The organism is Pseudomonas sp. NFACC32-1 (assembly GCF_900101215.1).
Lineage (GTDB): Bacteria > Pseudomonadota > Gammaproteobacteria > Pseudomonadales > Pseudomonadaceae > Aquipseudomonas.
Window position 1 is genome coordinate 334,780 of sequence record NZ_FMUL01000003.1, and the last position, 23,269, is coordinate 358,048.

Genomic DNA, 23,269 nt, shown 5'->3' on the forward strand with positions numbered 1-23,269 from the left:
GCCGTACAAATAGCCAATTATTGGGAAGTTCGGGTGGCCAATGGGCATCGAAGATGATTGTCCCTGTGGCGACGGGAGTTATCCCCGCACGGCTGCGAAGCAGACGCCCTGCTCAACCGTATGGGCCTGCTTCGCAGTCCAGCGGGGATAAATCTCCTCGCCTCAGGGGGCCCCGACTTCAGGACCTGTTCAGGCGCGGCTGCGCAACCATTGCAGGAAGCGTTTCTTGGCGACGGGCTTGGGCATCTCCCGCGTCAGGTTCTGGGCCAGGTGGGTGCGCACGTCCAGCAGGTTCTTCATCGCATCGGCAATGTCATGGCGAGCGTCGAGGCACGGCTTGAGGTAGCTCTTCTCGATGCGATACAGGGAGCAGAACGTCTTGGCCGTGAAGTTGGCCAGGGCGGCCTGGTCGGAGACGATTCCCGCTTCGCCAATCACCTCCCCTGGCCCCATGCGTCCGCCTTCGAGTACCTGGCCATTGCGCACCAGGGTCACGCTGACCACCCCCGACTCGATGATGAACAGATGGTCGCTGACCTCCCCGGCGGGCAGGATCATGTCCCCGGCGCGGAAGGTCTGCAGGGTCATGTTCTGGCTGAAGGTGTCTTTTTCCTCCGGGCGCAATGTGGCGAAAATGCTCGAACTGTCCAGCAGGGCCCGGGGCCGCGACGTACCGGCGGCGGCAGTGTTCTCGCTGGTGGAGAGCAGGCTGATGCCCGAAGCCCGAAGATGCCGGAACGCCAGGTCGAACAGTTGATTGCGCACCTCGCGCTTCTGGCTCATGGAGGCCACGAACCCGCTGATCTCATATTCCGCCCCGGCGCTGCCGGTGCTCTTGAGGGTCACGCAGGGCGCCGGGCTGGAGAGCAATGCGCGGCAGCCGATCATGGCGCGCTCCAGCGCCTCGATCACTTTCTGCGGTCGGGCGTGGGGGCTGACCGGGACGCTGATGGAAAGACCGTGCACATCGCTGGGCCGGCTGAAGTTGACGATCTTGGCCTTGGCCGCCAGGGAGTTGGGAATCACCGCCATGCTGCCCTGGGCCGTCTGCAACCGCGTGGCTCGCCAGTCGATGTCGGTGACGCGGCCTTCGGTGCCGTCGATGGAGATCCAGTCATCGAGCTGATAGGGCTTGGTGGTATTGAGCACGATCCCGGAAAACACATCGCTGAGGGTGCTTTGCAACGCGAGGCCGACAATGATCGCCATCGCGCCGGATGTCGCCAGTACGCCCTTGACCGGCAGGTCCAGCACGTAGGCCAGGGCCGCGATGACGGCGATCAGGAAGATCACCGCACCCAGCAGATCCTGCAGCAAGCGTCCGGTGTGCCCGACCCGCTGCATCATCGCCGCGCCGATCATCACCGTCAGGGTCCGCGCGGCGAACAGCCACCAGGCAATCTGCAGACCAGTGGCCGCCAGATGCCGCGGCACATCGTCGCCCCAGGGCGCCGGCACCATCGGATTGAGCCCCTCGTTGAACAGCAGCATGCTGAACAACGAAAAAATCACCAGGCGACCACCGATTTTCCAGTAGGTCCGCTGCGTACTGACCAGCCGCCACAACAGCAGGTCCAGCACGAGCAGCACCAGGGCGCAGAGCATCGGATGATCGGTGATCAGAGACAGCATCGGGACAGCTCCAGGAAATCAATGGAGCGAAGATTGGCACAAATTGCACACGCCACAAACTTTTGTGCCAGCGGGCCCGCTCGCGACGAGGGCAACATTTCGACAAGCAAGTCCACCGATGTCGTGGTTTGGCCAGCAAGCCCGTCCCACAAGGGATCCAGGGCGGGTGAGCAAAGCCACCAGCCCCGTCCATCGCATGCGCCAGTCAGTCGTCCATCTGGCCGAAGCGCCCGGCGTGGAAGTCGGTGAAGGCCTGGAGAATCTCCTGCTCGCTGTTCATCACGAACGGACCATGGCCGACGATGGGTTCGTCGATGGGCTCGCCGCTGAGCAACAGCACCACCGCATCCTCGCTGGCTTGCAGGGTCATCCGGTCTCCCGCCCGGTCGAACAGAGCCAGCTGCCCGGCCTCGGCCCGCTCGCGACCGTTGAGCGAGACCGCACCGCGCAGCACCACCAGCGCGACATTGCGTCCCTCATGCAGGTCCAGGTCCAGGCTTTTGCCAGCGTTCAAGCGGATGTCCCAGACGTCGATCGGGGTGAAGGTCTTCGCCGGCCCCTGCTGCCCTTCGAAGGTGCCGGCAATCAGCCGCAGGCGGCCGGCGTCGCCTTTGAGGGCGATATCCGGGATCTCGCCGGCGACGAGGGTCTGGTAGCCGGCCGGCGCCATCTTGTCCTTGGCGGGCAGGTTGACCCACAGCTGGACCATTTCCATGGTCCCACCCTGGCGGGCGAAGGCTTGGGAATGGAACTCCTCATGAAGGATGCCGGATCCGGCGGTCATCCACTGCACGTCACCCGGGCCGATCCTGCCCCCACTGCCGGTGGAGTCCCGGTGTTCCAGTTCGCCCTGATAGACGATGGTCACGGTTTCGAATCCCCGGTGCGGATGCTGGCCGACTCCGCGGCGCTCCCGGGTAGGGGAAAATTCGGTCGGGGCCGCGTGGTCCAGCAGCAGAAACGGGCTGATGTGCTCGCCCAGGCTGTCGTAGGAAAACAGGGTACGAACCGGGAAACCGTCGCCGACCCAATGGGGCCGGGGGCTGGTGTAAAGGCCGATGATGCTTTTCATGCTGCGTCTCCAAATCCGGTAGGGCCAAGCCATGGAGACAGATTAAAAGCCACACCGTCGATCCGCTAGGCTGCAAAAACCAGCCTCAGCGTTCTACCTGAAGGACGATCACGGTTTACAGGTGATTGCGCTTGGCAAAATCCGACAACCCCACCAGGGTCTTCAAGCCCAGCTTTTCCAGCAGACGGGTCTTGTAGGTGCTGACGGTCTTCGGGCTCAGGAACAGGGATTCGGCCACATCCTTGCCCCGCATGCCCATGGCGAGCATCCGCAGGATGGACAGCTCCCGGGTGGAAAGGCTTTCCAGGGCCTGCTGTTCGGTGCGCTGCCGCAGGTCGAGCCGGACAGGCATCTGGGGGAAATAGGAATAACCGGACTTCAAGGCGTGCAGCGCCTTGGCCAGTTCCTTCAGGTCGCTTCGCTTGGTCACGAAGCCCCTCGCTCCCGCCGAGATGCAACGGTTACAGAAGTGCTGGGCATCCTGGGAGGTGAATACCAGCACCGCGCATTCGGGGTGCTGGGCCATGATCCAGACCAGCAGGTCCAGGCCATCGAAACCATTCATCACCAGGTCCAGAATCACCAGGTCCGGCGCACTTTCCTTGATGAGCGCCCTGGCATCGGCCACGCCGCTGGCGTCTCTGACGCGTGAAAACCCTTCGTTCTGGCAAATCAGCCGCAGCGCCCCCCGTATGACAGGGTGGTCATCCACGATCAACACGTTCTTCAAGGCTATTCCCCAGATGAATTGACGACACCGATGCCATGACTGCACCGGACTCTTGCACAGGCGGCAGGCCGGGCCACCTGTCAGGTCTGACAGTCCCGACCAATGGTCGAGATCAGCCGCCGAGCCCCTGGATGGCGGAGCTTCTCCAGGTCTGCCCCACCCCGTGTTCCTGGGGATCGACCTGTTCCATCAGGCGCGCCAGTGAAGCCAGGTCGGGCAGTGGCGCAGGATGCAGCTGCACACTGGAGCGACGCGAGACCGGAACCGACAACAGCCCGGCCTGGCGGGTGTTGTAGATCAGCCCGTGACGCAGCTGGGGGTTGTCGAGGAAAAGACCGGGCAGTTGCAGCACGCCGTCTGCCAGGCAGGCATCGACGACAAGCAGGTCGAACGGCTCGCTGGTGTACTCCACCAGTGTCATCAGTTCCTGCGCGTGGCTCACGGGGGCAATGCGGTAATAGCCCTGCTGGTTGAACAGGAACTCGAGCCTCATCCGATGAGAATGTTGTGTATCGGCAATCATGATACGTAGTGCTTTGTTCGGCATGACAAGGCATCCCAATGACAACGCGACGGCTAGGCTTCGTACCGAAAGTGCCTGCGCGACTTTCGTACAAAGTGCCAGAAGCCGGCTCGTGAACGTTAAGGGGCGTCAGGCTAGAGGAAGCTTTTCGGGGGCGCTGTAGGACGAGTCCTAAAAAGAGTCGGAAAAAGCCATCCCCGACGCAAGGATTGCCATGTCATTCGCGCAAAAAACCGCCGGTATCGCTTCGCGGTCCGGCACGGGCGGTTCCTCCCGCCAGATGGTCCTGCAGACGTTGGGCCAGTTGCTCCATGGCCTGGCGCACATCCTCCACCGCACTGGCCACCGATGAGGCGTCGGCGCTTCGGCAGGCATCCTCCAGGGCTTCGCAGGCGGCGATCAGGTGTTGTGCCTGGATCATCCGCGCCCCGCCCTTGACCCGATGCGCCAGGTCCGCGAGCCCAGGCACATCGCGGCGGTCTGCCAGGTGCACCAGACGTGCCTCGTCGTCGGTATTGCTGCGCAGCAAGGTGCCCAGCAGTTCCCTGAGCGAAGCGGTGTCGCCCCCCGTCAGTTCTTCAAGGCTGCTCAAGTCGAGGTCGTCGATGGCCGCGGCGGACTCCGTCCCGCCGGCCCGGGCATCGATGACGTCCTCCAGGCGCGCCCTCAGCGCCGTGAGACCGATGGGCTTGAACAGGCAATCATCCATCCCGGCTTCGACGCAGCGGTCCTTTTCCTCGCGCTGGGCATTGGCCGTGAACCCCAGGATCACTGCTGGCGCCTGGCCTCGGATGCGCTCGTCGGCGCGAATGGCCCGGGCCAGTTCATAGCCGTTCATCGACGGCATGTTGCAGTCGCTGATGACCGCGTCGAAGTGTCCGTCGCGCCAGGCGCGCAGCCCCTGGACACCGTCCTCGGCCACCTCGACCCGATGCCCCAGGTAGCTCAACTGCCGGGACAGCAGCAGACGGTTGGCCGGGTGGTCGTCCACCACCAGAATGTCCAGCCGCCGGGCCGACGTCGCCGGCTCGACCTCCAGCTTGGGAACCGGCGCCAGGGCGTCGAGCAAGGGCAGGCTCAGGCGCACCTCCACCTGAGTCCCCTGCCCCGGCGCACTCTCCAGTGTCAGGCTACCGCCCATCATTTCGCACAAGGTGTGGCTGATGACCAATCCCAGCCCGGCCCCGCTGCGAGCCGACTGGCGCGAGTGAGGGGCCTGGGTGAAAGGGCGAAACAGCTGCTCCTGGTCTTGCCGGGCGATCCCGCAACCGGTGTCTTCGATCCGCAGGCGAATATCCAGGCGCTCACCGTCAGGCCCTGGCTCGGCCTGCAGGCTCAGGCGCACCTGTCCCCGGTCGGTGAACTTGATGGCATTGCCCAGCAGGTTCGAGACGATCTGCTTGAAGCGCAACGGATCGATCAGCACATCGCGATTGGCCGCCTCGCCCAGGTCCTGGGGCAGGTCCAGGTGCTTGTGTCGCGCCAGGCCTTCGAACATCCGCGCCACCGACTCGACCAACTGCCGCAGGTTGGCCCGTTCCGGCGCCAGGGACAGGCGCCCTGACTCGATACGGGCGATGTCGAGGATGTCGCCGATCAGATCCAGCAAGCCATGGGCCGCCCCGGAAGCGACCTCGATAGCCTCCCGGTCCACGACGCCTTGTTCGGCTTTTTTCTGCGCCAGCTCCAGCATGCCGATCACCGCGTTCATTGGCGTGCGGATTTCATGGCTCATGGTTGCCACGAACGTGGTCTTGGCCCGATTGGCGTCGTCGGCGCTGGCCTTGGCCACACGCAATTGCTCCAGCAACCGCCGCAGATAAGCGACCCAGCCCAGGGCCAGCAGCAACAGCAGCGCGGCGATGGCAAATCCCTGGACGATGGTGGTGCGGTTGCGCAGCCAGTAGCTGTCATCGATCACCACCTCACTGCGCCAGCGGTTGGTCAGCTCGTCCATTTCCTCGGGAGAGATGCCCAGCAGCGCCTTGTCGAGAATGCCATGCAGCTGCGACGCATCCCGGTGGGTCGCCAGGGCAATGCGTGCCGGCAAGGTGCCCACGGTGCTGGTGACCTGCAACCGGTCGCGGTATTGGCGCGAGATCATGTAGCGGGCGCTGATCAACGAATTGACCGCACCATCCACGGTACCGGCGGCGACCATGGCCATGGCCTCGGGCACGTTTTGCGCAGGCACCAGTTGCACCTTCGCAAAGGTTTCCTGCAGGTAGGGCTGCAAGACATTGCCTCGCACCAGCGCCAGCCGCTTGCCTTCCATCTGGTCGAGGGTCAACGGAGCCTTGCCCTTCAGGGAGGTCACCAGCACGAAGGGGTTGGTCAGGTACGGCCGGGTGAAACGCAGCGTGTCGTCATCCTCGGCGCCGGTGCTGATGGTGATTGCCGCCAACACATCGGCCCGGCCACTCCTGACCTGGTCGATCAGGTCGTACACCGATTTGCCACGCTGGATATCGAACTTCAGGCCGGTGCGCAAGCTGATCCTGGCCAGCACATCGGCGCTGATGCCCCGCAAGTGACCTTGTTCGTCAGTGAACGTCAGCGGCAGGAAGTTCTCGTCGATCACCACCCTGATCCGCGGATGGGCCTCCAGCCAACGCTGTTCATCGACGCTGAAATGCAGCGCCTGCTGGCCCGGCATGCTCGCGCCGCCGGCGCTCCAGCGGCGCTGGATCACCATGTTTTCGCCGGTGGGAATGGCTTGCAACGCCGCGTTCACGAGCCGCAGCAGGCGCGCATTGTCGCGCCTGAGGGCAAAGGCGAACGGCTGTACTTCCAGGCGCGAGAAGTCCGCCAGTTGGACGTTGTTCAGGTAATTCTTGCTGATCAGGTAGTTGGAACTGATGGAATCCCCCAGATAGACATCGGCCTGGCCGAACGCCACGGCGCCGATGGCACTCAATGTCGAGGGGTACAGTTGCAAGGTCGCGTCGGGATAGAACGCCTCGACCCGTTCCGGTGGCAAATAGTGGTAGAGCATCGCCAGCCGCTTGCCCGCCAGGTCCGGGGGCAGATCCTGGCTGTCGTCGATGCGGGCCACCAGGGTGGGCAGGTCATCGGCGTAGGCCCGCGACATCACCAGCGCCGGATCGTCGGCCTCGAAGCCGTTGGCCGTGCCGAGCAGGTCGATTTCACCCTCGCGCAGCGCCTGCAGCGATTCGGCACGGGACGGATAGCGCAGCACCCGCACCTGGACCTGCAGCAGCTGCCCGAGCAACTGCGCGTAGTCGGCGGTCAGGCCCTCATAGTCGCGGCCATTGCCGGTGATGCTGAAGGGTGCGTAATCCGGCGCCGAGGCCCCCAGCCGCAACGTGCCCTTCTGCCGCAACCAGGCTTGGTCCGCCGCCTCCAGGGACACCGAATAATCGTCCACGTGAGAGCGCCCGAGTACCTCCAGCCATTCGGGAGCCGCGCCAGCCTGTGGCGTCACACTCAATGAGCCCAGCAACAGTGCCACCAGGCCCGTGCGTAGAAGCTGCATCATCTGAATCGGGGTTTCGCTTGGCGAAATCGGCCCGGCGCACCGCTGGCTTCAGGTCGAGCCCGAGTGACCGGCTGATAGGTTCAGACTGCCAATGCGAGGGAACAGCGAACCGTCCATACGCCTATCGAACGGTGACAGGCGTGGATTGAGTGTAGGAAATTTCCGAGGATTTGCCTGCCTGAGGCCAACGACTTATGGCCCAGGCCCGCCGAAAAGACGTGAACAAGACCTGTGGGTGCCGCCTGCCCCCACAGGGATCGCGCTGATGTCGTCTACACCGCGGCCAGCAGTTGGTCGCGTACCGGGCGGCTATGGTCGTGGTACTTGGCATGCTCATACAGCGAGCCGGCGATCTCATCGGCGCGCACCGGCAGGATCGACAGCAAGGTATCGCTCAGACCATGACTGGCCTGGCAGAAACCCTGCATATAGATCGCAGCCTTGCAGCGCTCGTCGGTGACCAGCTTGTAGTTGCGGTCCACTTCGAAGTCGCCCAGGTATTGCGCAAGCGGCGCCAGCAAGGTGCGGTGCGTCTGGCGCTCGTATCCCGTGGCCAGCACCACGGCGTCGTAGAGACGCACGCTCACCTCGCCGGTGGCGTTGTTGCGTACCGCCAGCTCCACGCCCGCGTCGGTGGCGGTGGCTTTTTCCACAGTGGTGAGGGTACGGAACGCGTGGCGGGCGATGCCGGAGACTTTCTGCCGATAGAAGATGCCGTAGATGCGTTCGATCAGGTCGATGTCCACCACCGAATAATTGGTGTTGTGGTACTCGTTGATCAGGCGCTCGCGCTCGCTGTGGGGTTGCTGGAACACCAGGTCGGTGAACTCCGGCGAGAACACTTCGTTGACGAACGGGCTGTCGTCGGCCGGCTTGAGGGCCGAGCCGCGCAGGATCATGTCGACCCGCGCCGAAGGAAAACTGTCGTTGAGGTCGATGAAGGCTTCCGCGGCACTCTGGCCGCCGCCGATGATGGCGATGTTCATGGGCTGGCCTTTCACACAAGGCTGGGCCGCCATGCACTCCAGGTAGCGGGAATGGTGGAACACCCGGCGATCGTCCTTGAACGCCTTGAATGCCGCCGGAATACGCGGCGTGCCACCGGCGCTCACCACCACCGAGCGGGCGGTACGCACTCGCTCCTTGCCCTGCTCGTCCCGGGAGATCACCCGCAGGGCTTCGACCTGCTGGTGCTGCAGCACCGGTTCGATACGCAACACTTCCTCGCCGTAGCGGCTCTGCCCGGCGAACTGTGCGGCGACCCAGCGCAGGTAGTCGTTGTACTCCATGCGACACGGGTAGAAGGTGCCCAGGTTGATGAAGTCCACCAGGCGACCGTGCTGCTTGAGGTAGTTGACGAACGAATAGGGGCTGGTGGGGTTGCGCAGGGTCACCAGGTCCTTGAGGAAGGAGATCTGCAGCTCGCTCTGGGTCACCAGGGTATTGCCGTGCCAGCGATAGTCGGCCTGCTTGTCGAGGAACAGCACATCCAGCTCGCCCTGGACCGGGCCGCGCTCCTGCAACGCGATGGCCAACGCCAGGTTCGAGGGGCCGAAGCCGATGCCGATCAAATCGTGAACGTGGGGCGTTGCAGTTGCCTGTGTCATGTCCAGTGTCCTCTGGAGAGAAGCCCCTCAACAGGGCGCGAAAAGCCGGGAAAACCGGCCGGCGGTGCCCATGCAACCGGGCCGGCAAGTCGTCAGTAGTTGCTGTTGAGTGGTAACGAGGACGATGAAAGGAAATTTAACGCGCGACGAGGTTCAGCCCTTGTCCCACTGCCGGACGCGGATACGGCAGTGTTTCATGGCATTGACGATGTGCTTTTCCACCAGTGCCCGGGAAATGCCCAGGCGCTCGGCGATCTGCGGGTGAGACAGGCCTTCGAGCTTGCGCAGCAAAAAGCTTTCCCGGCACAGCGGCGGCAGTTCGGCCAGGGCACGTTGCAGCATGTCCAGGCGCTGGCCATGGTCGAGGCTGGTATGGGGCGATGGTGTGAAGAAACGTTCTTCGCTGTCGAGCACATCCAGGGATTCGACCTGGCGCAGGGTATTGCGTCGATGCCCGTCGATCACCAGGTTCAGCGCCGTGCGATAAAGGAACGCCCGGGGCTGTTCGATGGGCGTATCGCTGGCACGCTCCAGCACCCGCACATAGGCGTCATGCACCACATCCTCGGCCGCCTGGCGGTTGCCTAGCCTGGCGTTCAGGAAACACACCAGCTCGCGATAGTAGTTTTCCAACATGACTCCCGTGCGCAATGGCTGCGACAGCTATCCCTCTGCCACCCGGCCCGCTCGAAAAGGCGTAGCACAATGGTGTCAGATTCAATCGCGTAATTTATAGTAATTCTCATATAGATTTAAAGCATTCGTTTGTATCACAGATAAATCCCGCCACCACCGCATCCATGGATCGGCGATCGAGTTGTCTTCCCTTCAACCTGCTACCAAGTGTTTCAAGCCAGTAAATTCCCGTCCAAAGCGCTCGTTTACCAGAACAGCCCCCGTCCCCGCCCTCCCTGGAACGGGCCCGATTTCACCGGCCGGAACCCTGCATGAAACGTCCCCGACCCACCCGTCGCGCCTGGCTTCTGACTTTCGCCGTGCTCCCAGCCGTGGCCTTCGCCGCCTGGCAGGCGGTGGTACCGAATAACGCCCCCCTGGCCACCGTCGCCGTCACCCGGGGCGATATCGAAAACAGCGTGACCGCCCTGGGAACGTTGCAGCCACGACGTTATGTGGATGTGGGCGCACAGGCCTCCGGGCAGATCCAGAAGATCCACGTGGAGGCCGGCGACGAGGTTCGCGAGGGGCAGTTGCTGGTGGAAATCGATCCTTCCACGCAACAGGCCAGGCTGGATGCCGGGCGCTTCTCCATCGAAAACCTCAAGGCCCAGCTCCAGGAACAACGGGCCCAGCACGACCTGGCGCAGCAGAAATTCCGCCGTCAGCAGCAGCTCAAGGCCGGCGGCGCCACCCGCGAGGAAGACGTGCAGACGGCCCAGGCCGAAGTGCGCGCGACCCAGGCCCGCATCGACATGTTCCAGGCCCAGATCCGCCAGGCCCAGGCCAGCCTGCGCAGTGACGAGGCCGAGCTGGGCTATACCCGCATCTATGCGCCCATGGCCGGCACTGTGGTGGCTGTCGGGGCCCGGGAAGGCCAGACCCTCAATGCCCAGCAACAGACACCGTTGATCCTGCGCATCGCCCGGCTGTCGCCGATGACGGTCTGGGCCGAGGTGTCGGAGGCGGACATCGGTCACGTCAAGCCGGGCATGACCGCCTACTTCACCACCCTGGCGGGGGGCGGCCGGCGCTGGAGCAGCACCGTGCGCCAGATTCTCCCCGTGCCGCCGCGCCCGCTGGAAGCCAGCCAGGGCGGCAGCCCCACGGGAGGGCGCAGCGGCACCGAGCGGGTGGTGCTCTATACCGTGTTGCTGGATGTGGATAACGCCGACCGCGCCCTGATGACCGACATGACCGCCCAGGTGTTCTTCGTCGCCGCCCAGGCCCACGATGTGTTGACCGTGCCCACCGCGGCCTTGCAGGACAACGCCGGCCAGGTGCGGGTGCTGGCCGCCAACGGCGATGTCCAGGCACGCAGCGTCCGGACCGGCGTCAGCGATCGCCTGCGCACCCAGATCCTCGACGGCCTCAGCGAGGGCGAGCGGGTGCTCATCGGTCCGGCCGCTGGCAACGGGGGCTGAATGGACACGCCCCTGATCGAACTGCGGGACATCCGCAAGGCCTATGGTGGCGGCGACAGTCCGCGGGTGGAGGTGCTGCGCGGCATCGACCTGTCGATCCATGCCGGGGATTTCCTGGCGATCGTCGGGGCGTCCGGCTCCGGCAAGTCCACCTTGATGAACATCCTCGGTTGCCTCGATCGCCCTACCAGCGGTGAATACCGTTTTGCCGGCGAGGACGTCGCTCGCCTGGGCAGCGATGAACTGGCCTGGTTGCGGCGCGAGGCGTTCGGCTTCGTGTTCCAGGGCTATCACCTGATCCCGTCCGGCACGGCCCAGGAAAACGTCGAGATGCCGGCCATCTACGCCGGTACCTCTGCCGCCGAGCGTCACGCCCGGGCCAGCGCCCTGCTCGAACGCCTGGGCCTGGCCAGCCGCACCGGCAACCGTCCGCATCAATTGTCCGGTGGCCAGCAGCAGCGGGTGTCGATTGCCCGGGCCTTGATGAACGGCGGGCACATCATCCTCGCCGACGAGCCCACCGGCGCCCTCGACAGCCAGAGCGGCATCGAGGTCATGGCCTTGCTCGACGAACTGGCAAGCCAGGGCCATGTGGTGATCCTGATTACCCATGACCGCGAAGTCGCGGCCCGGGCCAAACGCATCATCGAGGTCCGCGACGGGCTGATCATCAGCGACAGCGCCCGCACCGATACGCCACCGCCGCGAGCCAACCCGAAAGCACTGCAGGCCGTGGACCTGCGCCAGCGCCTGAGCGCCGGCAGCGAACACAACGGCGCCTGGAAAGGCGAGCTGGTGGACGCGGTACAGGCGGCGTGGCGGGTGATGTGGATCAACCGCTTCCGCACCGCCCTGACCCTGCTCGGCATCGTCATCGGCGTGGCCTCGGTGGTGGTGATGCTGGCGGTGGGCGAAGGCAGCAAGCGCCAGGTCATGGCGCAGATGGGAGCGTTCGGCTCCAACATCATGTACCTCAACGGCTCCGCGCCCACTCCACGCGCCGCCAAGGGCATCATCAGCGAGCATGACCTGGCGGCCCTCGCCGCCCTGCCCGAGGTGCAACGCATCATGCCGGTCAACGGCGCCAACGCCAGCGTGCGTTTCGGCAACCTCGACCACACCAGTTACGTGGGCGGCAACGACACGAATTTCCCGACGATCTTCAACTGGCCGGTGACCGAGGGCAGCTATTTCACCGACGCCGATGAACAAGGCGCGGCGGCGGTGGCGGTGATCGGCCACAAGGTCCGGCAGAAACTGCTCAAGGACATCGCCGATCCCATCGGCCGCTATATCCTGATCGAGAACATGCCGTTCCAGGTGGTCGGCGTACTGGCGGAAAAAGGCGCCAGTTCCGGGGATTCGGACGCCGACAACCGCATCGCCGTGCCCTACTCCGCCGCCAGCGTCAGGCTGTTCGGCACCCGTCATCCCGAATACGTGGTGATCGCCGCCCGGGACGCGGGCAAGGTCAAGGAGGCCGAGCAGGCCATTTCCCGGACCCTGCTGCGCCTGCACGACGGCAAGCAGGATTTCGAACTGACCAACAACGCCGCGATGATCCAGGCCGAAGCCCGGACCCAGGGCACGCTGTCGCTGATGCTCGGGGCCATTGCTGCGATCTCGCTGCTGGTGGGAGGCATCGGCGTGATGAACATCATGCTCATGACCGTGCGCGAGCGGACCCGTGAGATCGGCATCCGCATGGCCACCGGCGCTCGCCAGCGCGACATCCTGCGCCAGTTCCTCACCGAAGCGGTCATGCTCTCGGTGGTGGGTGGGCTCGCTGGCATCGGCCTGGCCCTGCTGGTGGGCGGCGCGTTGCTGCTGGGCAGGATCGCCGTGGCCTTCGAATGGCTGGCGGTGTTCGGCGCCTTCGGCTGCGCCCTGGTCACCGGCGTCGTCTTCGGCTTCATGCCGGCTCGCAAGGCCGCCCGCCTCGACCCGGTCACGGCCCTCACCAGTGAATGAATCCCAATCTATGAAAGCGCACCTGACCCTCCTGGCCGCCAGCCTGCTATTGGCGGCCTGCGCCAGCCCGGTGCCAGCGCCGGACAGCGGCATCCAGCCACCACCGGCCTGGCAGAGCCTCCATACGCCCAATGCTCGCGCAGATAACCAGCAATGGTGGACGCAATTTGGCAGCACGCAATTGAACCGCCTGATCGAACAGGCGCGCCTGGACAGCCACGACCTGGCCGCCGCCATGGCCAGGGTTCGCCAGGCACAGGCCAGCGCGGTGATCGCCGGTGCCCCACTGCTGCCCGAGATCACCGCCGGGCTCAACGGCAACCGCCAGGAATTGCTGCGAGGCCAGGGTTACAGCCAGCTGGACGTGGACCGGAACAACCGCACCATCGATTACTACGATGCCCACCTCAGCGCCACCTACGAGCTGGACTTCTGGGGCGGTAAACGGGCGGCCCGGGACAGCGCGCTGAACACACTGCAAGCCAGCCGGTTCGACCAGGCGACCGTGGAGCTGACCCTGCTCAGCGGGGTCGCCAATAGCTACACCCAGGCGTTGTCCCTTCGCGAACAACAGCGCATCGCCGAGCTGAACCTGGCCAACGCCCACAACGTGCTCCAGTTGGTCCAGACCCGTTACGACGCCGGCAGCGCCACGGCCCTGGAGCTGTCCCAGCAAAAAAGCCTGGTGGCGGCCCAACAGCGCCGGTTGCCCCAAGTGCAGCAACAGGCCCGGGAAGCCCTGATTACCCTGGCCACCTTACTGGGACAACCGGTGCAGTCGATCCGGATCGAGGATGAACCCTTCGACCGCCTGAACTGGCCGTCCGTCGACGCCGGGGTACCCAGCGAGCTGCTGCGCCGGCGGCCGGACATTGCCGCCGCCGAAGCGCGCCTCGCGGCGGCCCAGGCCGACATCACCGTGGCCCGCGCCGCGATGCTGCCCTCCGTGACCCTGGGCCTGGGCCTGGCCACCGGCGCCGACATCGCCGACCAGCTGTTGCGCAACAACGTCTACAACCTCAGCGCCGGCCTGGCCGCGCCGATCTTCAACAACGGCCGCCTCAAGGCCGAACGGGACAGGGCCACCGCCCGCCAGGAGGAGTTGCTGGAGCTCTACCGCGCCGCCATCGTCAACGGCTTCGCCGATGTCGAGAAAGCCCTGAACGGCATCGACGGCCTGGACCAGCAACGGCAGTGGCAGACCGAAGAACTGCACCAGGCCCAGACCGCCTTCGACATCGCCCAGAGCCGCTACCGGGCCGGCGCAGAAGACCTGCTCACGGTGCTGGAAACCCAACGGACGCTGTACGCCGCCCAGGACATGAATGTGCAATTGCGATTGGCGCGGGTGCAGGCTAGCGTGGCGTTGTACAAGGCATTGGGTGGGGGTTGGCGGGTGATGTAACGTCCCCCAATGCTCAAGCCCAAACCGCACACATCTGTGGCGAGGGGATTTATCGCCGCTGGGCTGCCCAGCAGCTCCCAGAGCTGGCACCTCGGTGTGTCAGGTGTATTGTGGGTAGTTGATTGGGGCCGCTTCGCAGCCCAGCGGGGATAAATCCCCTCGCCACAACTGCGTTCGCTTCAGTGCTGTTGAGGCTGCAATGTAGGACTCCCGAGCGAGGCTACATCGCCTTGCGCCATTACCTACAACTGCGCCAGAATCCGCCGGCTTGTGTGCCTGGCTCGTGGCTTTTACTGTTTCCGGGTCGCTGATTTCAGCGATCGGGTCTGCAAGCCCGACGAAAACCAGGCGCGTAGCCGCAAGCCCATCGAGACGGTTTTGTTCGTTTCATGGCGGCTGTGTGTGGGAGACCTTCGGGTCTGCCGGGTGCCTGGTTTCCCGGTCTTGCAGACCCGCGCATAGCTGCCACCCATCATCTGCAAGTGATGAATGTCAGCCCACGTGAATAACCAGGAGCTGCACCATGTTCAAGATCACCCCCAATCCCCCCGAAGACGACTCGAAAAAACTCAACGAAGCCGCCGACCGCGCCCTCGCCTTCTACCTCGACCCCAAACCTGAAAAGACCAATCCATTACCGGGCCAGTTGTTCACCGTGGCAGAAGGCGTGGACATGGAATGCCTGCTGGCCAACCTCAGCGAGACCCTGGCCTCGGTCAATGTCATGGCCAGTGAACTGGCGTTCGAGCTGGAGGGTTCGCGGCGGCATTTTGCGCTGGGGATCCAGCAGATGGTCGAGTTGGGCGAACTGCTGGCGAACCGCGCCCTGGATATCGCCGAACGGCCGTAGCCCTGAGCAAAGTCCTATCAAGCCCCCAATATGAAAGAGCCACATTTTGTGGGAGCGAGCCCTGCTCGCGATGCGGTCTACCTGAACCGGTGATGCTGGATGTGCCGCCCTATCGCGAGCAGGCTCGCTCCCACAGGGGTTCGCGGTGTATCTGACAAGCTGCTGTCATTATGGGAGCTGGGCTTGCCCGCGATGGCGGTGTATCTGACGGACCGCGGTCACTGTGGCCTGGGTTTATCCTGCCGGTTCGGGCACCCTGGTTGCGGCGATGGCGAGATCGATCAGCGCCTGACTGTCGGCCGCGTCAACGTCATTATCCCCGTCCATGTCTCCATGTACCGAAACCCTGTCGAGGGGACCTTGCGGGTTTGTCCTGGTCACCCGGACGCCGTAGGCGGACACAATCGAGTCGATGAACTCAGTGTCCGGGTCGTCATCGATGAACCCCGTCATGCGGGTCACGAATTCAATCTCCACCGTCCCGAAAGTCGTCCCGGTTTTCTCGGTCAAGGTAATCAGGATGCCTTTGCTGGTTTCCATTCGAAGCCTCCTTTGGCAGATGATCCGATGGCAGTGCAGGCACTCTATGCCGAGAGGACGAGGCTGTCTGCTGTAAGAACTAACAGGTCTCCTCGCCAGGCACTACACAGGTCTGGCCTTGAGATTGCGCGCATACCAGGGCCGTTGCGGCACCCGGCGCAACAGTTTGGAAAGCTTTTTGTCATCGCTGCCGAAGGTGATGCGCAGGGCCAGCTTCATGGTTTCCGGATCCATCTCTACCGAGCGGCCAACCTGCAACCCTGGCGTGGTACTGCAGCCATGGGTGTCCGGGCCCAGCCAGGGGTCGGCGATCTCCACCCAGCGGCCCGGGGCGAACCAGGGCACACCCTTGACTTCAAGCCGGCTCACTTCCCCCGGATGGAAACGCTCATGGGCCCGGAACCAGTCTTCGATGCGGTCGTCGATCCAGCCATGAAAAGCCCAGAACACCGGATTGACATGGGACGAAAACGGATCCCCCAGGAAGTCGTTCTCCGGGGCGAACCAGCGCTGGGCAAAGTCGGCCTGATCGCGGGCGAACGGCACCGGGTGGCCGTTGGACGGGTCCCGAGGCACCGAGGCCCAGCGCATGTGCAGCCAGTCGTGCAGGCCCAGTTCCACTTCCGAGCCGAACTGGCCCAGGGTCAGTTTCGACAGGTAACGCGGATCCCGGTAACGCGACTCCCAGACCAGGAAATTGCTGTGGTAGGTCTCCGCGGTCTTGATGTCGCTCACCCATTGGGCGTATTGCTCGTCACCGGCGGCCAGCCAGGTCGGCGGCAAGGCCGTACCGTCGAGGTTGTCGAAATACCGGGCGAAGCCCAGGCGATCACGGTCAAGCTCTGGCTGCGGCAAGGGAAAGCGTTGCCAGGACGGCAGCGGCTGGAACGAACGCGCCGTCCCCAGCATGTGCCGATGCATGAAAAAGAAATCGATGCCCGAGCCGTTGCGGTCCTTGCGCGGGCCGCGAGCGTCACGCTCCTGGTCCCGAGGCCCGGGCTGCCAGCCCAGGCCCCGCAGGGCGTCGCGCTTGTCTTCGTCCAGGGCGTGCCATTTATCCCGCGAGGCATGCCAGAGCTGATGGAACAGACGATGCTCGGGCGACACCAGCCAGGCCAGCAGCGCAGGGCTCAGCGGCGTGCGTTCGCGGGCTTCGGGGAACGCTTGCTTGAGGGCGATGAACTGATTGTCGAGTTCCGGCAGGGCCGCCGACCGGTCCAGGCGCGACACCCGACCGCTGAGCGTGGCGCGGCCGGCATTGCCGAAGCCGGCCCAGACCTCGTCCAGGGTCATGATGAATTCGTAGTCCGGCGCCGCATGCTCGGCACCGGTGAGTCGCCAGCTCAATTGCCTGGGGTCGGCGCCGGCCAGGTCGCCCAGCAGCCGGTAACGAGGCTCGTCGCCAGCGCGCAGGCGTTCGGCGGTATCGAGGCATCCCACCAGGCCACGGCCCTTGTGGGCGATGTCGAGGAATACCTGCAGCCCCTCGGGCGGCAGACCGTCAAGGCCGGCATCGCGTCCCGTGAAGCGGATCGTCCAGATACCGCGCAGCTTGTCCGCCCGGCGCTGGCCCGCCACGTCCGCCACATCGAATGAAGCCTCGCCGGGGGTGATGGTGGGGTCCGGCCGGGTCAATTCGCGATGCCCGTAATACACCGCAGGCACGGCGGCGCCGGTCAGCGCCAGGCCTGCCATGAACCATCGTCGAGAAATCGTCATTGCCTTACCTGTGTCAGGCCCTGGAGCGGGCTTTATCCAAGCTAGAACGATGGGTGGACTGACAAATTTATAGGGAAACGGGGGGCCTCATCGCGAGCAAGCTCGCTCCCACAGGTGAGCGCATTCCAGATGGTGGGAGCGAGCTTGCTCGGGATGGCGGGCCCGAGAACGCCTAAATTTCCCGCCCGATCACTCGTTCCCCCCAGATAGCAAAGGCCCCCGCGCCTGTCTTTCCAAGGCGAACCTGACTGAGATCGGCAATGACAACACGACGTTCGAAAAAGGCTCTGTTCATCGGCGTGCCCCTGGCCCTGGCGCTGGTGGTCGGTGGTGGCCTCGCGGCCTGGGACCACTGGTGGCGGGACAACCCCGGCTACCCGGTCAAGGTGATGAAGCAAGCCCGGGAGCTGCATGAACGCCTGCTCTCCTTCGACAGTCACATCACCGTGCCGCTGGACTTCGGCACCGCCGGCAACGAGGCCGACAAGGACGGCAAGGGCCAGTTCGACCTGGTGAAAGCCAACCGCGGGCACCTGTCCGGCGCAGCCCTGACCATCTTCGGCTGGCCCGAGCTGTGGAACGGCCCCAACGCCCCCCACAGGCCCACCGCCGGTTTCGTCGAAGAGGCGCGCAACCAGCAGGAGGTACGCTACAAGATCATCACCGGCATGGTTCGGGATTTTCCCAACCAGGTCGCCATCGCCTACACGCCGGATGATTTGCGACGCCTGCACGGCGAAGGCAAGTTCGCGATTTTCATCAGCATGCTCAATGCCTATCCCCTGGGCCACGACCTGAGCCTGCTGGACCTGTGGACGGCGCGAGGCATGCGCATGTTCGGCTTCAGCTACATCGGCAACAACGACTGGGCCGACTCTTCGCGGCCGCTGCCCTTCTTCAACGATTCCGCCGACGCCCTGGGCGGTCTTTCCGACATCGGCAAGCAAGCCGTGGGCCGCCTGAACGACCTGGGCGTGATCATCGACGTGTCGCAGATGTCGACCCAGGCCCTGGAGCAAGTCGCACAACTGAGCCGCACACCACTGGTGGCCTCCCATTCGGCGCCACGGGCGATGGTGGACATCCCGCGCAACCTCAGCGACAAGGAAATGCAACTGATCAAGGCCAGCGGCGGCGTGGTGCAGATCGTCGGTTTTTCCCAGTACCTGCGCCCACTGACGCAAAAAACCCAGGACAAACTCAACGCCCTGCGCGCGCGTTTCGATTTGCCGCCTTTGCCTAACCTGGCGATGGCACTGATGCCAGGCGACCCGATCATCGCCGCCTGGCCGGAGCAACGGTTTGGCGAATACGCCGCCCAGCTCTACGGCATCCTGGAGGAAGAACCCAAGGCCAGCCTCAAGGATCTGGGCGATGCCATCGACTATGCCGTGCGCAAGATCGGCATCGACCACGTCGGCATCAGCTCGGACTTCAACGAAGGCGGCGGCGTGAAAGGCTGGGAGGACGTGGGCGACATTCGCAACGTCACCGCCGAGCTGCTGACCCGTGGCTACTCCGAAACCGATATCGCCAAGCTGTGGGGCGGCAATTTCCTGCGGGTCTGGGACCAGGTGCAGAAAGCCGCCCGGCCAGCCGTGGCCTCGAACCAGAAGGCCGTCCAGCCATGAATGAACGCCGTACTTTCCTGAAGCAGGCCGGCATCCTCGCCGCCGGCCTGCCACTGGCCGCCAGCCTCCCGGCCCCGGCGATCGCCGATCCGTTGCCGCCGATTTCCCGGGACAAATGGACACAGCTGCGCTCGCTGTTCGACCAGGATCCGGACTACCTGCATTTTTCCAACTTCCTGGTCACCACCCACCCGCGTCCGGTACGCGAAGCCATCGAACGACACCGCGCCGCGCTGGACAAGAATCCGGGATTGTTGATGGACTGGGACCTGGGGGTCACCGAAGAACGCGAGGAAAACGTCCGGACCTGGGCCGGTCGCTACCTGCAAGCGAGCCCCAAACAGATCGCCCTTACCGGCAGCACCACCGAAGGCCTGGCGATGATCTATGGCGGCGTTCAGGTGAGCGCCGACCAGGAGATCCTCACCACCGCCCACGAACACTACTCCACCCACACCATCCTCGGCCTGCGTACCCAGCGCAACGGCACACAGGTGCGCAAGATCAAGTTGTTCGAAAGCGCCCACGAGGCCAGCGAGGCGCAAATCCTCGCCACCATCGACCGCAGCATTCGTCCGCAGACTCGCGTGCTGGGCATGACCTGGGTGCACTCGGGTAGCGGCGTCAAGCTGCCCATCGACAAGATCGGCGCGCTCGTCGACAAGCACAACCAGGGCCGCAGCGACGCCCAGCGCATCGTCTACGTGGTGGATGGCGTGCACGGCTTCGGTGTCGAGGACCTCGATTTCCCGACGATGAACTGCGACTTCTTCATCGCCGGCACCCACAAGTGGATGTTCGGCCCCCGGGGCACGGGCCTGGTATGCAGCCGCAGCGAAGAGCTCAAGTACGTCACGCCGATCATTCCAACGTTCTCCGAAGCCACCGCGTTTTCCACCGTGATGACGCCAGGGGGTTTCCACGCCTTCGAGCATCGCTGGGCGGCGGACGAAGCCTTCAAGTTGCACCTGCAACTGGGCAAGGCCGACGTGCAGGCACGCATCCATGCCCTCAATACCTACTTGAAAAAACAGTTGCTGGCACAGCCGCAGATCGAGCTGGTCACGCCCTTGAGCCCGGACCTGTCGGCCGGCTTCACCTTCTTTCGGGTCAAGGGCCGCGAGAGCGACGAGATCGCCGCCTACCTGATGAAGAACCGGGTGATTGCCGACGCGGTGCATCGCGACGCCGGCCCAGTGGTCCGCACCGCGCCTGGGCTACTCAATACCGAAGCCGAGATCGATCACTTCATGGGGCTGCTGAGCAAGACGCTCTGAACCGCTCCCTTCTTTGACTTTATCGAGAAAGATGATGAACCGTGAGTTGCACAGTTTTTCAGTGAAGACACTGCCCGCGCTGGCCCTCGCCGCCGCCACCGGCCTGCTCTGCATCGGCGCCCAGGCGGCACAGCCGGGCCAGGTATTCCGGGACTGCAAGGACTGCCCGCAAATGGTGGTGCTGCCCAGTGGCACCTTCACCATGGGCACCCCGGACGACGAAGTCGGCCGCGAACCCGATGAAGGACCGATGCACCCGGTGACATTCGCCAGGCCCGTGGCCATCAGCCGCTTCCAAGTGCTCAAGGGCGAATGGTTCGCTTATCTGCAGGACACCGGCTACACGATGCCCGACGCCGACAAGCGCCCCGGCCGTGCCTGCAAGGCCGGTGTTCCCGACTACCAGGGCAGCGACCCGGGCAAGCAGTACACCGACATGCACCCGGCGGTGTGCATGAATTTCGAAGAAGCCAATGCCTACGTGGCGTGGCTGTCGAAAAAGACCGGGAAACAATACCGCCTGGTCAGCGAGTCGTTGCGTGAATACGCGGCCCGCGGCGGCAGCACCGGCCCGTTCCCCTTCCCCTTCGATGACGGCAAGGACTATAGCATCGCCCAGCACGCCAATACCTACGGCGCGGCCGACGGCTACAACTTCACGTCCCCCGCCGGACGCTTCGCGCCTAACGCCTTCGGGGTGTACGACATGCACGGCAACGTCTACGAATGGACGGCCGACTGCTACAACCCGGACTACGTCGGCGCCCCGAGCGACGGCAGCGCCTGGCTCAGCGGCGACTGCAAGGTGCGGCGCATCCGCGGCAATGACTGGGGCGAAGCGCCGGTGTTCTCCCGCTCGGGCAACCGCAACGCGGTCTATCCCGACGCACGGGGCGACTGGCTGGGGTTCCGGGTGGCCCGGGATATGTGAACCGTGACCGCCCTGCCCACACCACCCTGCCCGTGCCTCGCGCCAGCGCCTTGAACCATTGCCGTCACCGGCCCTACAAGGGGAACCCCATGACCTCGAACTCCCGCGGAGCCCTCAGTGAAGTGCTCAGCCTGCTCAAGCCTTTCCGGCTCATTGTGGTGGCGTCGATTCTGCTCGGCATGCTGGGTGGCCTGAGCATCACCGCCCTGCTCGCCACCATCAACGACGCCTTGAATGCCGCGACCAAGCCCACGCCGCAGGTGCTGGCGACGTTCGTGGGACTCTGCGCGGCGGCCCTGCTGACCTCGATCCTTTCGGACATCGGAACCAACCATGTCGGCCAGAACATCATCGCCGGCTTGCGTAAATCCCTGGGCAAGAAAGTCTTGCTGGCCCCCATCGAGCAGATCGAACGCTTTCGCAGCCACCGGCTCATCCCGGTACTGACCCATGACGTCAACATGGTCAGCAACTTCGCGTTTTCCTTCGCTCCACTGGCCATCGCATTCACCGTCACCCTCGGTTGCCTGGCCTACCTGGCGTACCTTTCGCTGCCGATGTTCGCGGTGCTGCTGGTGGCGCTGGTGATCGGCACCGTCATCCAGTACGTGGCCCGGGCGCGGGGCATCAGGGGGTTCGAAGCGGCCCGCGAGGCCGAGGACGCCCTGCAAAAGCACTACAGCGCCATCGCCGCCGGTGCCAAGGAACTGCGCATCCACCGTCCACGCCGCCAGCGCATGTTCAGCCAGCGCATCGAAGCGACCGCCGATGACATCTGCGCGACCAACATCCGCTCGGTCAATACCTTCGTGGTCGCCAAGACCTTCGGCTCGATGCTGTTCTTCGTGGTCATCGGCCTGGTCCTGGCCCTGCAATCGCTTTGGCTGGGTACCGACAAGGCCGTGCTCAGCGGCTTCGTGCTGGTGCTTTTGTACATGAAGGGCCCGCTGGAATACCTGGTGATGACCTTGCCGGTCATCAGCCGGGCCAACATCGCCTTCAAGCGCATCGCCGAACTGGCCGAGCAGTTTTCCTCTCCCGAGTCCCACCTGTTGCTCGATGACAGGAACGCAGCCACGGCAACGATCCAGCGACTTGAGTTACGCGATGTGCATTATGCCTTCCCGGCAGTCGAGGGCAGCCAACCCTTCGCACTCGGGCCGGTCAACCTGTCCATCACCCAGGGTGAAATCGTCTTCATCGTCGGCGAGAACGGCGGCGGCAAGACCACGCTGATCAAGCTTTTGCTGGGGCTCTACCCGCCCCAGCGCGGCGATATCCTGCTTGACGGCAAACCGGTGACAGCCGCTGGACGGGACGATTACCGCCAGTTGTTCACCACGATCTTCGCCGACTACTACCTGTTCGACGAACTGGTCCAGGGCGACCAGCAGGTGCCTGAAGAGGCCAACCGCTACCTGGAACGCCTGGAAATCGCCCACAAGGTCAGCATCCACGACGGCGTGTTCAGCACCACCGACCTCTCCACCGGCCAGCGCAAGCGCCTGGCCCTGCTCAACGCCTGGCTGGAAGGCCGCCCGGTGCTGGTCTTCGACGAATGGGCCGCCGACCAGGACCCGGTGTTCCGCCGGATTTTCTATACGCAGCTGCTGCCGGAACTCAAAGCGCTGGGCAAGACCATCATCGTCATTTCCCACGATGACCGTTATTTCGATATCGCCGACCAACTGGTCCGGATGCAGGCCGGTCGGGTCATCAGTGAAAAAGCCCCGCAGGCCTTTGCCTGAACCGACCCGACGCAATGCTGTTTACCGCGAGAACA

Annotated in this window: 17 protein-coding genes; 8 read left to right on the top strand and 9 right to left on the bottom strand. The window is 64.3% G+C overall.

The genetic code is table 11. From position 1 onward, the window contains the following. Window positions 1-189: 189 nt before the first annotated feature. The 7 genes from BLP99_RS07745 to BLP99_RS07775 form a co-directional block, all read right to left on the bottom strand. Window positions 190-1,632 (bottom strand): mechanosensitive ion channel family protein, encoded by a 1,443-nt coding sequence (locus BLP99_RS07745; RefSeq protein WP_072392149.1) that lies wholly within the window; start codon window positions 1,630-1,632, stop codon window positions 190-192. Between the two features lie 205 nt (window positions 1,633-1,837). Then, window positions 1,838-2,704, bottom strand: coding sequence for a pirin family protein (locus BLP99_RS07750; protein ID WP_072392146.1), 867 nt, complete (start codon window positions 2,702-2,704; stop codon window positions 1,838-1,840). A 115-nt stretch (window positions 2,705-2,819) separates the two neighbouring features. Next, entirely contained in the window at window positions 2,820-3,434 is a 615-nt protein-coding gene (locus BLP99_RS07755; protein ID WP_072392142.1) for a response regulator transcription factor, read from the bottom strand. 112 nt (window positions 3,435-3,546) lie between these two features. Further along, a complete protein-coding gene (locus tag BLP99_RS07760) occupies window positions 3,547-3,981 on the bottom strand; it encodes an ANTAR domain-containing protein (protein ID WP_072392139.1) in 435 nt (144 codons plus the stop codon). Window positions 3,982-4,174: 193 nt separating this feature from the next. Then, complete coding sequence (locus BLP99_RS07765) at window positions 4,175-7,456, bottom strand: ATP-binding protein (protein WP_092180089.1); 3,282 nt, start codon at window positions 7,454-7,456, stop codon at window positions 4,175-4,177. A 272-nt stretch (window positions 7,457-7,728) separates the two neighbouring features. Further along, window positions 7,729-9,063, bottom strand: coding sequence for a lysine N(6)-hydroxylase/L-ornithine N(5)-oxygenase family protein (locus BLP99_RS07770; RefSeq protein ID WP_092180091.1), 1,335 nt, complete (start codon window positions 9,061-9,063; stop codon window positions 7,729-7,731). Between the two features lie 153 nt (window positions 9,064-9,216). Then, on the bottom strand, window positions 9,217-9,699 hold the full coding sequence (locus BLP99_RS07775; protein ID WP_072392130.1) for a sigma-70 family RNA polymerase sigma factor: 483 nt from the start codon (window positions 9,697-9,699) through the stop codon (window positions 9,217-9,219). 311 nt (window positions 9,700-10,010) lie between these two features. Between BLP99_RS07775 and BLP99_RS07780 the strand changes: the two genes are divergently transcribed. From BLP99_RS07780 to BLP99_RS07795, 4 genes are all read left to right on the top strand, one after another. Beyond that, on the top strand, window positions 10,011-11,162 hold the full coding sequence (locus tag BLP99_RS07780) for an efflux RND transporter periplasmic adaptor subunit (RefSeq protein ID WP_072392127.1): 1,152 nt from the start codon (window positions 10,011-10,013) through the stop codon (window positions 11,160-11,162). After that, window positions 11,163-13,133 carry a MacB family efflux pump subunit gene (locus BLP99_RS07785; protein ID WP_092180093.1) on the top strand — a complete coding sequence of 657 codons (1,971 nt, stop codon included), beginning with the start codon at window positions 11,163-11,165 and terminating at the stop codon, window positions 13,131-13,133. A 10-nt stretch (window positions 13,134-13,143) separates the two neighbouring features. Beyond that, window positions 13,144-14,538, top strand: coding sequence for an efflux transporter outer membrane subunit (locus tag BLP99_RS07790; protein WP_092180095.1), 1,395 nt, complete (start codon window positions 13,144-13,146; stop codon window positions 14,536-14,538). Window positions 14,539-15,061: 523 nt separating this feature from the next. Beyond that, window positions 15,062-15,388 carry a DUF6124 family protein gene (locus tag BLP99_RS07795; protein WP_072392118.1) on the top strand — a complete coding sequence of 109 codons (327 nt, stop codon included), beginning with the start codon at window positions 15,062-15,064 and terminating at the stop codon, window positions 15,386-15,388. A gap of 234 nt (window positions 15,389-15,622) precedes the next feature. On the opposite strand, the gene BLP99_RS07800 is transcribed toward BLP99_RS07795, so the two are convergent. Together BLP99_RS07800 and pvdP are read right to left on the bottom strand one after the other, a co-directional pair. Next, window positions 15,623-15,928 carry a hypothetical protein gene (locus tag BLP99_RS07800; RefSeq protein WP_092180097.1) on the bottom strand — a complete coding sequence of 102 codons (306 nt, stop codon included), beginning with the start codon at window positions 15,926-15,928 and terminating at the stop codon, window positions 15,623-15,625. Between the two features lie 102 nt (window positions 15,929-16,030). Then, window positions 16,031-17,647 carry a pyoverdine maturation tyrosinase PvdP gene (pvdP, locus tag BLP99_RS07805; RefSeq protein ID WP_072430706.1) on the bottom strand — a complete coding sequence of 539 codons (1,617 nt, stop codon included), beginning with the start codon at window positions 17,645-17,647 and terminating at the stop codon, window positions 16,031-16,033. 260 nt (window positions 17,648-17,907) lie between these two features. On the opposite strand from pvdP, the gene pvdM reads away from it, so the two are divergent. From pvdM to BLP99_RS07825, 4 genes are all read left to right on the top strand, one after another. Beyond that, entirely contained in the window at window positions 17,908-19,278 is a 1,371-nt protein-coding gene (gene pvdM, locus BLP99_RS07810; protein ID WP_072392109.1) for a pyoverdine-tailoring dipeptidase-like protein PvdM, read from the top strand. Further along, window positions 19,275-20,555, top strand: a complete 1,281-nt coding sequence (gene pvdN / locus BLP99_RS07815; RefSeq protein WP_072430707.1) for a pyoverdine-tailoring periplasmic protein PvdN — start codon at window positions 19,275-19,277, stop codon at window positions 20,553-20,555. The genes pvdM and pvdN overlap by 4 nt, the downstream gene beginning before the upstream one ends. 34 nt (window positions 20,556-20,589) lie before the next feature. After that, on the top strand, window positions 20,590-21,486 hold the full coding sequence (pvdO, locus tag BLP99_RS07820) for a dihydropyoverdine dehydrogenase (RefSeq protein ID WP_072430708.1): 897 nt from the start codon (window positions 20,590-20,592) through the stop codon (window positions 21,484-21,486). Between the two features lie 89 nt (window positions 21,487-21,575). Then, window positions 21,576-23,234, top strand: a complete 1,659-nt coding sequence (locus tag BLP99_RS07825; RefSeq protein ID WP_072430709.1) for a cyclic peptide export ABC transporter — start codon at window positions 21,576-21,578, stop codon at window positions 23,232-23,234. Window positions 23,235-23,269: the final 35 nt, after the last annotated feature.

Coding starts and splice junctions, on each gene's coding strand:
- BLP99_RS07745 (WP_072392149.1), bottom strand. CDS start 1,632: ATGCTGTCTCTGATCACCGATCATCCGATGCTCTGCGCCCTGGTGCTG.
- BLP99_RS07750 (WP_072392146.1), bottom strand. CDS start 2,704: ATGAAAAGCATCATCGGCCTTTACACCAGCCCCCGGCCCCATTGGGTC.
- BLP99_RS07760 (WP_072392139.1), bottom strand. CDS start 3,981: ATGCCGAACAAAGCACTACGTATCATGATTGCCGATACACAACATTCT.
- BLP99_RS07765 (WP_092180089.1), bottom strand. CDS start 7,456: ATGATGCAGCTTCTACGCACGGGCCTGGTGGCACTGTTGCTGGGCTCA.
- BLP99_RS07770 (WP_092180091.1), bottom strand. CDS start 9,063: ATGACACAGGCAACTGCAACGCCCCACGTTCACGATTTGATCGGCATC.
- BLP99_RS07775 (WP_072392130.1), bottom strand. CDS start 9,699: ATGTTGGAAAACTACTATCGCGAGCTGGTGTGTTTCCTGAACGCCAGG.
- BLP99_RS07780 (WP_072392127.1), top strand. CDS start 10,011: ATGAAACGTCCCCGACCCACCCGTCGCGCCTGGCTTCTGACTTTCGCC.
- BLP99_RS07785 (WP_092180093.1), top strand. CDS start 11,163: ATGGACACGCCCCTGATCGAACTGCGGGACATCCGCAAGGCCTATGGT.
- BLP99_RS07790 (WP_092180095.1), top strand. CDS start 13,144: ATGAAAGCGCACCTGACCCTCCTGGCCGCCAGCCTGCTATTGGCGGCC.
- BLP99_RS07795 (WP_072392118.1), top strand. CDS start 15,062: ATGTTCAAGATCACCCCCAATCCCCCCGAAGACGACTCGAAAAAACTC.
- BLP99_RS07800 (WP_092180097.1), bottom strand. CDS start 15,928: ATGGAAACCAGCAAAGGCATCCTGATTACCTTGACCGAGAAAACCGGG.
- pvdP (WP_072430706.1), bottom strand. CDS start 17,647: ATGACGATTTCTCGACGATGGTTCATGGCAGGCCTGGCGCTGACCGGC.
- pvdM (WP_072392109.1), top strand. CDS start 17,908: ATGACAACACGACGTTCGAAAAAGGCTCTGTTCATCGGCGTGCCCCTG.
- pvdN (WP_072430707.1), top strand. CDS start 19,275: ATGAATGAACGCCGTACTTTCCTGAAGCAGGCCGGCATCCTCGCCGCC.
- pvdO (WP_072430708.1), top strand. CDS start 20,590: ATGAACCGTGAGTTGCACAGTTTTTCAGTGAAGACACTGCCCGCGCTG.
- BLP99_RS07825 (WP_072430709.1), top strand. CDS start 21,576: ATGACCTCGAACTCCCGCGGAGCCCTCAGTGAAGTGCTCAGCCTGCTC.